The sequence below is a fragment of the Telluribacter humicola genome (assembly GCF_017355935.1).
GTDB lineage: Bacteria > Bacteroidota > Bacteroidia > Cytophagales > Spirosomataceae > Telluribacter > Telluribacter humicola.
Genome location: NZ_JAFIQT010000001.1, coordinates 1 through 13,760, shown reverse-complemented (window position 1 = coordinate 13,760; position 13,760 = coordinate 1). Strand labels below are relative to the sequence as shown.

The window sequence follows — 13,760 nt, the reverse complement described above, 5'->3', positions numbered from 1 at the left end:
TTATCCACAAATAACTGCCAACCGCTCTTTTACTACCTCCTCATCAGCCTCTATTTCCAGACGCTTATGCGGATTGGTAAAACCTGACACTATTTCTACCGCTGACTTGGGCAGCCCTAACTGCTTAGCCAGGTACCTGACCAGGTAGTCATTGGCCTTACCATCCTGAGCCGGTGCCTTGATCTTGACATTTAGCAGCCCCTGTTCGTCATAAAACAGCTGATCCAGCTTACTTCCGGGCTTTACTTTGACATGAAGCATCATAGCCTATTGTCTACTAGTTGTTAATAAAAAAGCGCCGACAGGTACCTGTCGGCGCTTCAAGTTAGTAATGATAGGTACTTATTAATATGCTGTGACTAGAATCGCAGATCTACACCCACCATATAATTACGGCCAGCCTGCGGATAATAGAAGTTCTCCTGAACAAGGCCACCGGCAATGTACCCGTAGGTGTAACCATTCGATTCGTACTGCTCGTTCAGGACGTTATTCACCAGCGCCTTTAGTACCAGCTGCTTAGCCCAGGAGGGCGTCAGCGTCCAGTTCAGGCGGATGTCGTTGGTAAGGTACGGGTCCAGGCGACGACCTTCGTTAGATGTATTATCCAGGTACTGCTTGCCTACGTACTTGGTCAGCAGGGTCAGCTCCACATTCTTAACAGGTAGGTACGAAAGCTGACTGGCTGCGATCAGGTTAGGCGAGAAAGAGATATCCGTATTGCCGTGGGTAATGGTCTGGTAGCCGCCGTTGTCGTAGTCCACGATGTACTCCGTGAAGTTAGCGATCTTGTTCCGGCTAAAGGTAGCATTAGCATTCCATCTCCACTGATTACTCAGCGTTACGGCTCCTTCCAGTTCGATCCCCATCCGGTAGCTCTTAGGTACATTCACCCGAATACCATTCCCTACGTCATTGACCTGCCCGGTCAGTACCAGCTGATTTTTATAGTTCATGTAGTAGTAGTTGGCACCAAAGGCCCAGCGTCCGCGCTGCGTACGGAAGCCGGCTTCCAGATCGCGTAGCGTTTCCGCCTGGGGACGGATATCGGTAGTAGCTTCGGTGAAGTCGTCGCGGTTAGGCTCACGGTTTCCGATGCTGTACGAAGCGTAGGCGGTGCTGGTTTCTGAAAGCTGGTACGTCAGACCTGCCTTGGGATTGACAAAGGTAAAGTGCTCGTCAAAATCGTGCTGGCGACGCTGGTTATCATCACCGGCTACGATATAGTCTACCGTACGTACCTGTACATCTCCGTAAGCATTGAGCTTCTCCGTCAGCTGATAGTATAATTTACCGTAGAGGTTAAAATCTGTTTTCTGCCCCCGGTTGTAGTAGTAAGGATGGCGAATGTTGCCGGTGCTGGCGTAGCGCGCCCAGATTACCTCCCCATGGTGATCATTATCGAAGTAGTTCAGGCCTCCTCCGAAGTTAGCCGTCAGCTTTTTGAAGCTGTTGTAGTCCAGTGAGAAGGTAGTACCGTAGAAGTAGTTATCCAGCCAGCGGCGACGGATCAGGTCGGTGCGGCTGATGGTTTGTTCACCGATCACTACATCCGGTAGCTTGTAATTCCTCAGCCGGTCATTATCCCGGAACTGCTCGTAGAAGCCCCGCCCACGTACCAGGAAGCCGTTCAGGTTGAGGGTCCAGTTGTTGCTGAGCGTGTGCGACGATACCAGTTGGTAGTGATCCTGCTGGTAGTCGTCCACCTCGTTATCGTAAGTATAGTAGTTGTAGGTACGGCTGTCCGAGTTGAGCAGGTTTTGGGCGTCACGCTCGTTGAGGCCATTGCGCTCAATGTACGCCAGCATGCCTTCGCGGTCACCCCGCAGCCGCGACTCCGGAGTACCATTCCACGACTGGTACGTAAGCTCTTTACCGGAGAAAGCATTGAACCGGATGAAGCTTTTCTTACCAAAGTACCCTCCCGACAGGTAGAAGGATTTGAGGTTGGAAGAGGCCCGGTCGATAAAACCATCCGATGCAATGCGCGACAGGCGAGCATCTACCGTAAATTTGCCATTTAGTAGTCCGGTTCCGGCCTTGATGGTATTACGCAAGGTATTAAATGAGCCGTATGAATTGTTCAGTTCCGCATAAGGCTCAGCCCTGAACTCACTAGTGTTGACATTGACCGTAGCTCCAAAAGCGCCCGCTCCGTTGGTAGAGGTACCTACCCCGCGCTGAACCTGAATACTACTTACAGAGGAAGCGAAATCCGGCATATTTACCCAAAATACGCCCTGACTTTCGGGATCGTTGTAGGGTATACCATTGATGGTTACGTTGATGCGGGTCGCATCAGTACCCCGGATACGGATACCCGTATAGCCTACCCCTGCTCCCGCGTCGGAAGTACTTACCAGCGAGGGGGTAAAGTTGAGCAGAGCCGGTATATCTTGTCCAAAGTTCTGCTTGTCGAGCGCCTCGGCTCCTACGTTGGAATAAGCCATACCCGTACGCTCATTAACCCGGGTAGCGCTAACAATTACCTCATCCGCCGCAAATACACTTCGCTTCAGCCGGATTGTCAGCGGAGAAGTAGCCTGGGCAGTCGCTACCGGCAGTCTGACGGTTTCAAAACCTACAAAGGATACTTCCAGCACCTGGACATTGGCAGGAATATTAGTGAGAGTAAAACGGCCGGATTCGTTGGTAGTAGTACCACGTACCTCACCGGCCCTAACAGTGGCACCGGGTAGTGGACCTCCGGCTTCGGCATCAATCACCTGCCCCCTAATACTTACCTGGGCCAGTGCGGTAAAAGCTGACAATAATGCCACTGTCAGCGTAAAAAGATAGGTCGTAACTTTTCGCATTGCGATTACTAGTTAACGAACAGGCAAGGGGCCAACCCATCCTTTGGTAAATAAAAATGTACTTCGATAAATCAGCTAAGTGAACAATAGTTGCCGCAGATATGAGTCTGCTGCTACAAGAGCCAGGTTAGCTTTCTCTCCCTTCGCCGGCATTACCCGGATCAGGTGCTATGGGTATGATCTCAGCCCGTTAGGTAGGGCACCCCTTATGAGATTTTGAGCTGCAAAAGTAGGGTTTGTTTCTGTCAAACCAACAATGACTACCATAATTTGTTAGGTCCTGCATATGGTTTTCTAACATTGCCTTTTACCTTTATTTCTAAGCTCGTTCCATAGTACCACTCCTTGTGAGGCAGTTACAAAAACTTGTGTAGAAAATACGCTGATCAGGTAGCAGTAGTGAACCAATTCAAAATATTAAATGTATATACATTAAATGTAATAACATATAATCTCTCATACTCATGAACACACTGATCAATGGCATCCACCACGTTACCGCATTAGCTAGTGATACTCAGCGTAACGTCGACTTTTATGTAGGAGTATTAGGCCTGCGTCTGGTCAAAAAAACCATCAACTTTGACGCGCCTGATGTCTACCACCTGTACTACGGCGACGAGGCAGGTTCACCAGGTTCTATCCTTACTTTCTTTCCATACACCGGACTGTCACGCGGACGTAAAGGAGGAGGACAGCTTACCTATACGGCATTTTCCATAGCGGCGGGCTCGTTAGACTACTGGATTGACCGACTGACTCGCTTCAATATACCTTTTAGTGGACCTTACCAACGATTCAATGAGAGTTACCTGAGATTCGAAGACTACGATGGCATGGGAGTAGAGCTGGTAGCCAACAGCGAAGATCAGCGGCCGGGCTGGAATAACGGCAAGATACCGCAGGAGCACTCAATCCGTGGCTTCCATACCGTTACCCTGAATGAGTTCAGGGTGGATGATACGGTATCGCTGCTCAAAGATGTGATGCAACATACGCTGGTAGCCGAAGAAAAGGACCTGTTCCGGTTTCAGGCGGGTGCAGGTGGACCCGGCTCTTATGTAGATGTACGTTTTTCGCCTAACGAAGTGAGAGCTCTGCAGGGTGCTGGCTCAGTACATCACCTGGCCTTTGCTACCGAATCTGACGATACGCAGCTTGAGATCCGGGAAACGTTACTATCCGAAGGCTATAATCCTACGCACGTACTGGATCGTAACTATTTCCATAGCATCTACTACCGCGAGCCAGGCGGAGTCCTGTTCGAAATAGCTACCAATCCTCCGGGATTTGCCATTGATGAACCGGTTGCTGAATTGGGTACTACGCTCAAACTACCCGAATGGTACGAGCCGCGTCGCGCTCAGCTCGAGGCACAACTGCCTAAGTTTGTAGCCGAAGCGAAGTAAGCCAAATACTATACAGTCATAACAGGTAGGGGAGGTGCTGACTATTTCCTCTGCCTGTGCGCTATTTTACTATACTCACTGACTAATCCTGAAGACTATTATGCATAATCCTGATAATATAGCTACCGCGGGCAAGCGCCTGGAAGAGGCCGGCAGAGCCATGCTCATGGTACACGGCCGGGGTGCCTCCGCCCAGAGCATCCTGTCACTGGCTGAGTACTTTGAAGCTGACGATATGGCTTACGTGGCCCCCCAGGCTTCCCAGAGTACCTGGTATCCCTACTCATTCCTTGCTCCCATGCAGCAGAATGAACCCGGCCTTTCGTCCGGACTGGAAGTAGTACGCTCGCTGGTGCAGCGCCTGCACAATGAATATGGCTTTGCTTATGAAAATATCTACCTGCTGGGATTTTCGCAGGGGGCTTGTCTGGCTCTGGAGTACACAGCCCGCAATCCTCAGCGCTACGGTGGCGTATTTGGACTCAGTGGCGGCCTTATTGGTCCTGAAGGTACTCCGCGTAACTACGAAGGGTCTCTGGAAGAGACTCCCATCTTTTTAGGGTGTAGCGACATCGATTCTCACATTCCCAAGGAGCGGGTACTCGAATCAGAAAGCACATTTAAAAACATGAATGCTAACGTATTAGCAAAACTTTACAAAAATTTTGGCCATTCAATCAACGACGATGAGATAAAAATTGTTAATAATGTATTAGCAAATGATACATTCTAACAGTTAACCTAGTCATCATATGAGCCAATTCATGATAGAAATCGCGCTTTCAGAGGTTATGACAGAAGGGTTTACAGATAAAATCCCTGCTCAGCGTCAAAAAGTCAACGAAATGATGGAACAGGGAGTACTGACCTCATACGCCCTTGCCGAAGATCGCTCCAAACTATGGTGCATCGTAAAGGCCGATAGTGAGTATGAAGTAATGTCTATTGTATCTGAGTTTCCGCTCATCGATTATATGGACCTTGCTATTTCAGAATTAATGTTCCATAATATGGTAGCACTAAGACTCCCGCTTTTTTCGCTGAATTAACCTATTGAATATGATCCAGAAGCCCTCCGACACAAACGGATGGGCTTTTTGGTTGTTAAGATATCTTTGACTTTCAACTCATGCTACCTGATACTTATGGAAAAAACTAACTTTCTACTTGCCAAAAATGAAGTCAATCCGGCCAAAGTCCTGCCCGGTTGGTACGTCGCAGTTATAGACGGGAAACAGGCTACAACTTTGAAGGCCTTCTACGAGCAGATTGCCCAGGCACTTGACTTCCCGGAAGAGTTTAGCCATGATCTGGAGTCATTTGATGAAATGATCAATGATCTGGAATGGATTGAGGAAGAAAAAGTAGCTATCTATATCCGTAACAGCAATGAGTGGCTCTCCCGCGAAAAAGCTAATGATCGCCTGCTGACCATCATCGACTTGCTGGATGCTACCGCCGAGGACTGGAAATGGATGGACGAGGAGGAAGAAGAGGACGTATCCCGTAAAGAACTCCTGGTTGTCATTGACGATACGCCCCGTATCCGTACACTACTTGAAGACCAGGAGATACCTTTCCGGGCACTGGACTAGCGCCTGTCGCTAAGCATGGCGCGCCTCCACTGTATGTACCCCATCAGTGCCAGAGCCAGAAAGACAAGATAGAGCAGGGCCGTCAGGTGCAGGCCCTTATATGCGTACAATCCTACATAACATGCATCGGCTACCAGCCACACTAGCCAGTTCTCCAGGTACTTGCGGGCCATCATCCACTGTCCGATCAGGCTGGCAGCCGTCAGAGCTGAGTCCATATAACTCAGGCTGGCGTCGGTGTAGCGATTCAGCAGGTAGCCCCATAGTAATGTAGCTGCAATAAATAGGGCCGTAAAAATACCGTACAACGACCTGGGTGTAGGTGTAACGGGTAGTTCCTGCCGGTTTTCGCCCCCATAGAGCCACATCCACCAGCCGTAGATGCTCGTCACGAAGTAGTACCCCTGTAGCCCCATGTCAGCATAGAGCCTCACCTGCCAGAATACCGCCGCATAAAGTACCGCATTGATGATCCCGAACAGCCAGCCAAGTACATTCTGCTGGGTGTTGAGGTACACACAAATAGCGCCCGTTACAAAGCCTAATATTTCGAGAGGAGTAGTGGTTAGTCCTGCTAGTGAGAGTGTTTGATTCAGCCAGTCGAGCATCAAAAGGATTGTCTGTTAATTTTAAGTTTTGAACCAAGTAAGGTGCAACAAAAGTAAAAAAAGCATTGTTACTCTACTGCCGACGGGATAAAAGCGCCCGCCGGCTTTTCGCGTTTTTTATTTCAAATTCAAAGAGGCAGGATGCATACTTGCCGGAGCACCTGGCTCTCAGCTTATGACTCCGTATCCTGCGGTCTTGTTACAATATTTTATATTTGTCCCTTGGAAGTAAAAGATTTCTTAACCCTATACGGCGGAGACAGCTACATCAAGCTGCTTGCTAATAAGATTGAATCAGACTCTCCTGCCGACGCGCATGTGCAGATTAAGGGCCTCATCGGTAGCCTGGATGCTGTCATAGCGGCCGCACTGCACCGCATGCAGACCCGGCCCGCGGTATACATCCTGAGCGACCGTGAAGAGGCCGCATATTTTCAGAATGACTTACAGAACCTGCTGGGAAAGGAGGAGGTACTTTTTTATCCTACCTCCTATAAGCGCCCCTACCATTACGAAGACGTCGATAACGCCAACGTACTGATGCGGGCGGAGATTCTGAACAAGCTCAATGTTGCCAAGCCCGGTCCTTTACAGATCGTAACCTATCCCGAAGCTCTTTTTGAGAAAGTAATTAATAAGCGCTCCCTGCTGGCCAATACTTTTTCGGTAAAGGTGGGGGAGAAGCTGGATCCTGCTTTTCTGACGGAGTTTCTGAATGGCTATGATTTCGAACTGACAGATTTTGTATTCGAGCCGGGTCAGTTTTCGGTACGCGGGGGTATCCTGGACGTGTTCTCCTACGCCAGTGAGTACCCATACCGGATCGAACTCTTCGGCGATGAGGTAGAAAGCCTCCGCTCCTTTGATCCGGACACGCAGCTCTCGGTAGAGACGGTCCAGCAGATCAATATCATTCCGGATATTCAGCAAAAGCTTACCCTCGAAACCCGCGAGCCCTTTCTGGACTTTCTGCCCGACAATGCTACCCTTTGGTTTAAGGATACAGAACTGACCCTCGAGATCATTGAGAACTGCTTTGAGAAGGCGGAGCAGGCTCTTGCTGCTACTACCGGCGGAGGTGTACAGATTGTATCCAACCCGCAGGCTTTGTTCGAGACACGGCGTACTTTTCTGAACCACATAAAGAAGTTCAAGACGGTGGAGTTTGGGCGTCGTTTCTACTTCAAAAATGAAAGCCGGACCGTTTATACATCCAAGCCGCAGCCCTCATTCAACAAAGATTTCAAACGACTGATCGACGACTTGTCCGAGAACCAGTCGAAGGGCTTTGCTAATATCATAGCGGCGGAGCAGCCCAAGCAACTCGACCGTCTGGAGCGCATCTTCGCGGATCTGGACCCGTATGTCAAGTTCCAGCCGCTCAACATCTCTTTACGTGAAGGCTTTGTGGATGAGCAGCTCAAGGTAGTCTGCTATACCGATCACCAGATATTTGCGCGGTACCACAAGTACCGCCTGAAGGAGAAGTTTAGTAAGTCCAAAGCCATTACGCTTAAGGAGCTGCGGTCTCTACAGCCCGGCGACTTCGTCACCCACGTCGACTACGGCATAGGCCGCTTTGCGGGTATGGAAAAGGTAGACGTAGGCGGTAAGGAGCAGGAGGCCATCCGCTTGATCTACCGCGACAATGACCTGCTGTACGTGAGTGTGCACAACCTGCATAAAATCGCCAAGTACACGGGTAAGGAAGGTACTCCCCCCATCATGAGCAAACTGGGGTCGGGTGACTGGGAAAACAAAAAGTCGCGTGTCAAGAAGCAGCTCAAAGATATTGCCCACGAGCTCATATCCCTGTATGCCAAGCGACGCGATGCGCAGGGTTTTGCTTATTCTCCTGATAACTACATGCAGGCCGAGCTGGAATCCTCCTTCATATACGAAGATACCCCCGATCAGGCCAAGGCTACCAACGACGTCAAAGACGATATGGAAAAGCCGTATCCAATGGACCGGCTGGTGTGCGGCGATGTAGGATTCGGAAAGACCGAAGTAGCCATACGGGCTGCCTTCAAAGCTGTGTGCGACAGTAGACAGGTGGCCGTACTGGTACCTACTACCATCCTGGCTATGCAGCACTACAAAACCTTTGCGGAGCGCCTGGCCGACTTTCCGGTACGGGTAGGGTATATCAACCGTTTCAAATCAACTAAGGAAATCAAGGAAACTCTTAAACAGGCTGAGGACGGGAAAATCGACATCCTGATCGGTACCCACCGCATCCTGAACAAAGATATAAAGTTCAAGAACCTGGGCCTGCTCATCGTGGATGAAGAGCAGAAGTTCGGGGTAAAGGCAAAGGATCGCCTCAAGGAAATGCGGGTAAATGTAGATGTACTGACGCTTACCGCGACACCCATTCCGCGTACACTCCACTTCTCCCTGATGGGAGCCCGTGACCTGTCCGTCATAGCCACGCCACCGCCTAACCGACAGCCCGTGACTACGGAGGTACATGTCTTTAACGAAGAGTTTATCCGCGACGCCATCAGCTTTGAGATTGATCGGGGCGGCCAGGTATTCTTCGTGCACAATCGGGTCAATGATATTGAATCCATTGCTAATATTATCCTGCGACTGGTACCGGATGCCCGTATCGGGGTAGCTCACGGACAGATGGAGGGCGAACAGCTCGAGCGGGTGATGATGCGTTTTATTGATGGTGAATACGATATACTGGTTTCCACCAATATCATCGAGTCAGGTATTGATATTCCAAATGCCAATACCATCATTATCAACTCAGCACATATGTTTGGGCTCTCGGACCTGCACCAGATGCGTGGTCGCGTAGGGCGCTCCAACCGTAAGGCCTTCTGTTACCTGCTTACGCCACCCATCTCGGTACTTTCGACGGATAGTCGTAAGCGCCTCCAGACGCTCGAAGAATTTTCGGAACTGGGTGATGGCTTCAAAGTAGCTATGCGTGACCTCGACATCCGTGGAGCCGGTAACCTGCTGGGAGCCGAGCAGAGCGGTTTTGTCAATGATTTGGGCTACGAGATGTACCACAAGATCCTGGATGAGACGGTAAAAGAGCTAAAAGAAACAGAATTTAAAGACCTGTTTGCTACGGCGCTGGGCGTTCCCCAGGACCTGCTACCCGACTGCCAGATCGAAACGGACTTCGCTGTTTTAATACCAGATCATTACGTAAAGAATATTTCGGAACGTCTCTCGTTATATACTCGTCTTGACAATACCAAGAATGAGGAAGAACTGGCTGCCTTCGAAGCTGAGGTGATTGACCGGTTTGGCCCGATACCGAAAGAGGTTAGAGACCTTTTGAAGACGGTTCGTCTGCGTTGGGAGGCTGAAAGCCTTCACTTTGAAAAATTGACGCTGAAAAACAATACGATGAAAGGCTACTTCGTTTCATCCCAGAACGACAACTTCTATCATTCAGCCAAATTTGGCAAAGTAATTGATTATATCCAGCAGCATCCTAAGCAAAGTTCGTTGAAAGATGTGAAAGGCAAACTGATACTTACCTGCTATGAAGTAAAAAGTCTGGATCAGGCTCACCATCTTCTACAGGAGATGAGCAGGTAATTAATTTTTTAGCAATTAGTTATATCTGTAATTTATATTTGTTGTTCGTTAATCATAGGAAGTACCTTCAATTTTATAAAGCCACAATTAAAGCAATGACTTGCATGCGTAGTATTGGTATCCGGTCGCTGGCGTTACTACTTATGGTCCTGACAGTTGTCAGTTCCTGTAAGAAAAAAGAGCCAACTAGTTTAAAACCAGGCAAAACCAGCTCTAAAACTGGCTTAGCCTATAACACAGAGGACGGTTTTGAGGTGAAGCAATACAAAGCGTTGCCCGCCGGTCCTGATCTGGTATTCATCGAAGGAGGCCGTTTTACAATGGGATCGCTGGAAGAGGATGTCATGAATACTCGTGATAACCTTGAGCGTACTGTTAGTATCCAGTCTTTCTATATGGATGAAACCGAGGTAGCTAACGTACACTACCTTGAATATCTTGATGCAGTCCTGCGCGACTCTTCCGAGGAGTTTTATCGTAAGGCGCTACCTGATACCGCTGTATGGTACAACCCTCTGTCATTCAATGACTCGTACGTAACCATGTATCTGCGTCACCCCGGTTTCCGTTTGTATCCGGTAGTAGGTGTGTCATGGGTTCAGGCTAATGACTATTGTACATGGCGCTCCAATGCCGTAAATCAGTCCATGGCCAGCAAGGGTACTACCATTGACGGCAACAAAAAAGGCTTCTCACTGGGTAAGCGGAAGAAGTCAGAAGCTACCGCAGAAACTGTCGCTGCTTCCGATCCTGCACAACTCTCAGTTGAAAGCGGATACGTACTGCCTCCTTACCGCCTTCCAACAGAAGCCGAATGGGAGTACGCCGCCAAAGGTATGATTGGTACTCAGTATGCTGACGAAAACCAGTCTAATCAGCGTATCTATCCCTGGGATGGTTCTACAGTACGTCAGCCTCGTGGCCGTAAGCAAGGTACTATGCTAGCCAACTTCAAGCGTGGTCGTGGTGACTATGCTGGTATCGCGGGTCGTTCTAACGACGGTGCCATCATTACTCAGGAGCTACGTTCTTACCCTGCCAACGACTACGGTCTGTATGATATGGCCGGTAACGTAAATGAGTGGGTGTATGACGTATACCGTCCTCTTTCTTACACGGATTTCGCTGACCTTAACTCACTGCGTCGCGATGGTTACATGGATGAAGAGAAGAACTACGATACCAAGAACAGCAACTCACTGGTTAGTGATCGCCTGCGTGTATACAAAGGAGGTTCATGGTCTGATGTTGCTTACTGGCTATCTCCCGGTACCCGTCGTTTCATGGATCAGGATTCAGCTACTGCGATGGTAGGTTTCCGTTGCGCCATGATCGCCACCGGTCGTAACAAATAAGACTAGTTAGATTCTGATATAATGACAATAGCCGCCGCTCAGATCTGAGCGGCGGCTATTGTCATTATATATACCGTGCAGTTCAAGCCTTTCATAGCTTCTACACAGGCATCCAGAGTAGCACCCGTCGTAAGTACATCATCTACCAGTACAATTTGCTTCCCTTTAACTACCTCTTTTTGGTTTACCCTGAACACTCCGCTCATATTCTCGTAGCGCTCAGCTCTGCTTTTTCCGGTTTGCGTTTTGGTATAGCGGGTTCGACTCAGTACTGCTCCCGACCAGGGAATACCCGTTGCCTCTGAAAGTCCCTGAGCAAAAGCATCACTCTGGTTATACCCTCTTTCCTTCAGCCTTCGGGGGTGCAGTGGTACACTTACGATCAGATCCGCCGGTGGTACCTGTCCCTGTTCCATCAACTCCTGCCCGTACATTATACCCAGTACCCTTCCCACCTCCTGGTTCCCTTTGTATTTAAGTGCGTATAGTAACTCCTGTACTTTTCCTTTCTTTGTAAATACCAGGTAAGCTAACGCGTCTTTCACTTCGGGTGTCGCCACAAACTTACTCTTTACCGAACTACTGATGATACTATCCTGGCTCAGGCGTGGTAGCGTGATCCGGCATGAGGTACAAATTGTTTCCTCCGTTCCTACCAGTGCCTTACCACAGGCTTCGCAGCAACGAGGAAAAAGAAGATCCAGAAAATCAGACCAGTAACAGGTTAGCTTCATACATCGTAAACTCTTTATCAACCCAATCCGTTAGGAGAATACAGTTCAAAATTTAGACAAATCATAAAAATATAATCAAATACAATGAGCCTTGTAGAAGACTTCAATGACTACCGCAGCCGGATGAACGATAAGATTATGGATTCGGACAACCTCATTCTGAAACGAATCTTTAATCTGGATACAAATTGCTACGCCCCGGGCGAAGTAGATCAGATCACCAAAGAAATGATCGGACTGGCCTGCTCAATGGTACTACGCTGCGACGACTGCGTTAAGTACCACTTGGGCAAATGCAAGGAACTGGGGGTATCCGATAAGCAGATGCAGGAAGTATTCTCTATTGCTACCTTGATCGGTGGTACTATCGTAATCCCTCACCTGCGTCGTGCCTTTGAATATTGGGAAGCTCTGTCATCAGAAGAACCTCTATCATAATGGAAGACGAACAACCACTAGATGTCCAGTGGGAACAACTACTGGATACTTTAGAACAAACGGTAGGCAAGCGTCCCGGTGATTTGAATAGTGTCCTGTTCCTTATAGGAGTACAGGAGCTAGGCCAGGGGATTAAGCATTTTACAAAAGAGCAAAAGCAGGATCTGATGCATATTGGTATTTGCCGGATCCTTAGTGTGTCCGGGTACTATGAGTATGAAGGTACGGATGCCGATGGCTGGCCACACTGGCGTCTGGTCACTCCCTTACCCGCCGGAGATCTTCTTTCGCAGGAGCTTCTGCTGAAAATCCACGTGCTTGAATACTTCAAAAGCGATGCCCAGTAGGATCAGCAAAATCTTCTAAATAGAGAGTTAACTATGCTGTCAGCGGTGTTACTACATTACCTTATATGATATGGAGGCCCTTGTTCTATAAAGAAAGGGGCCTCCTTTTGTGTCAAAAGGAGCTCCTACAAAAGGCAGTGTGAAGGAACTTCGGAAAGAGTAGCTACTGTAATACTTCTGGTCTTGGTTTAAAAGAAACCGCTTTATCCTGCTTTTGAGGATCTTAGCAGAAACTAAAAAATATTTCAGAAAAGCCTTGCAGAATAGGTAGTACGTATACTACTTTTGCACTCCCAATCAACGGGAACAAGGCAGGACAGACGGTCCGGTCGGGGCAGCAAGAAGCCCCTGAGTAGTGAAGCAAAAAGTTCTCTCCTTTGTGAGGAACTAACAAGACTCCCGGTGCCGTTATAACCAGGCGCCCCCAGGTAAAGCGACCTTTTACAAGGTCCCACTTCCCGAGCAGATTGATAAGAGGTGTCTGACCCATCCACAGGATACATAAGCCAGAGAGGCTGAGCGAAAAAAAACTCAGAAAATATTTCGGCGTCTGGGTTTGGAAACAAGAAAAGCTTCTACTACTTTTGCACTCCCATTCGGGAACAAGAAAGGGAAACACAGTAAAAAAGAGTAGCATACACAGGTAAGACAGACGGTCTTAACCCACTAGTTCAGAAGGAGCAGTCCTGACGAGCAACGTTCTTTGGCTTAGTGAGAAAAGAGCAAGTAATGCAAGCAGCGTTGTATGAGACAATACAACAACAGCTGGCAGCTAGTGTAACTACTGTCAGACTGAATGAATATTTACAATGGAGAGTTTGATCCTGGCTCAGGATGAACGCTAGCGGCAGGCTTAATACATGCAAGGCGAGGGGGTAGCAATACCAC

Annotated in this window: 12 protein-coding genes, 1 rRNA gene and 1 riboswitch; of the genes, 9 read left to right on the top strand and 4 right to left on the bottom strand. The window is 48.7% G+C overall.

From position 1 onward, the window contains the following. Nucleotides 1-264: a DUF167 domain-containing protein gene (locus tag JUB14_RS00065; RefSeq protein ID WP_207503352.1), complete on the bottom strand. Its 264-nt coding sequence runs from the start codon at nucleotides 262-264 to the stop codon at nucleotides 1-3. Nucleotides 265-359: 95 nt separating this feature from the next. Next, a complete protein-coding gene (locus JUB14_RS00060) occupies nucleotides 360-2,816 on the bottom strand; it encodes a TonB-dependent receptor (protein WP_207503350.1) in 2,457 nt (818 codons plus the stop codon). Nucleotides 2,817-2,937: 121 nt separating this feature from the next. Then, a riboswitch (TPP riboswitch) is annotated at nucleotides 2,938-3,033 on the bottom strand. 247 nt (nucleotides 3,034-3,280) lie between these two features. On the opposite strand from JUB14_RS00060, the gene JUB14_RS00055 reads away from it, so the two are divergent. From JUB14_RS00055 to JUB14_RS00040, 4 genes are all read left to right on the top strand, one after another. Then, a complete protein-coding gene (locus JUB14_RS00055; RefSeq protein WP_207503348.1) occupies nucleotides 3,281-4,225 on the top strand; it encodes a ring-cleaving dioxygenase in 945 nt (314 codons plus the stop codon). Between the two features lie 100 nt (nucleotides 4,226-4,325). Beyond that, entirely contained in the window at nucleotides 4,326-4,958 is a 633-nt protein-coding gene (locus JUB14_RS00050) for an alpha/beta hydrolase (RefSeq protein ID WP_229367447.1), read from the top strand. Nucleotides 4,959-4,977: 19 nt separating this feature from the next. Next, nucleotides 4,978-5,274, top strand: a complete 297-nt coding sequence (locus JUB14_RS00045) for a muconolactone Delta-isomerase family protein (protein ID WP_207503346.1) — start codon at nucleotides 4,978-4,980, stop codon at nucleotides 5,272-5,274. 96 nt (nucleotides 5,275-5,370) lie between these two features. Continuing rightward, complete coding sequence (locus tag JUB14_RS00040) at nucleotides 5,371-5,820, top strand: barstar family protein (RefSeq protein ID WP_207503344.1); 450 nt, start codon at nucleotides 5,371-5,373, stop codon at nucleotides 5,818-5,820. Here the strand turns inward: JUB14_RS00040 and pnuC are convergent. After that, entirely contained in the window at nucleotides 5,817-6,428 is a 612-nt protein-coding gene (gene pnuC, locus JUB14_RS00035) for a nicotinamide riboside transporter PnuC (RefSeq protein ID WP_207503342.1), read from the bottom strand. The two genes, JUB14_RS00040 and pnuC, sit on opposite strands and share 4 nt — an antisense overlap. 222 nt (nucleotides 6,429-6,650) lie before the next feature. Here pnuC and mfd point away from each other — a divergent pair, with 222 nt between their 5' ends. After that, complete coding sequence (gene mfd, locus JUB14_RS00030) at nucleotides 6,651-9,998, top strand: transcription-repair coupling factor (RefSeq protein ID WP_207503340.1); 3,348 nt, start codon at nucleotides 6,651-6,653, stop codon at nucleotides 9,996-9,998. Between the two features lie 104 nt (nucleotides 9,999-10,102). Continuing rightward, on the top strand, nucleotides 10,103-11,353 hold the full coding sequence (gldJ, locus tag JUB14_RS00025; RefSeq protein WP_207503338.1) for a gliding motility lipoprotein GldJ: 1,251 nt from the start codon (nucleotides 10,103-10,105) through the stop codon (nucleotides 11,351-11,353). Nucleotides 11,354-11,391: 38 nt separating this feature from the next. Here gldJ and JUB14_RS00020 read toward each other — a convergent pair whose 3' ends face one another. Further along, on the bottom strand, nucleotides 11,392-12,087 hold the full coding sequence (locus tag JUB14_RS00020; protein WP_207503336.1) for a ComF family protein: 696 nt from the start codon (nucleotides 12,085-12,087) through the stop codon (nucleotides 11,392-11,394). Between the two features lie 84 nt (nucleotides 12,088-12,171). On the opposite strand from JUB14_RS00020, the gene JUB14_RS00015 reads away from it, so the two are divergent. The 3 genes from JUB14_RS00015 to JUB14_RS00005 form a co-directional block, all read left to right on the top strand. After that, nucleotides 12,172-12,525: a carboxymuconolactone decarboxylase family protein gene (locus JUB14_RS00015; RefSeq protein ID WP_207503335.1), complete on the top strand. Its 354-nt coding sequence runs from the start codon at nucleotides 12,172-12,174 to the stop codon at nucleotides 12,523-12,525. Further along, nucleotides 12,525-12,872, top strand: a complete 348-nt coding sequence (locus JUB14_RS00010; RefSeq protein WP_207503334.1) for a hypothetical protein — start codon at nucleotides 12,525-12,527, stop codon at nucleotides 12,870-12,872. The genes JUB14_RS00015 and JUB14_RS00010 overlap by 1 nt, the downstream gene beginning before the upstream one ends. A gap of 806 nt (nucleotides 12,873-13,678) precedes the next feature. Then, a 16S ribosomal RNA gene (locus JUB14_RS00005) occupies nucleotides 13,679-13,760 on the top strand; the annotation flags it as partial.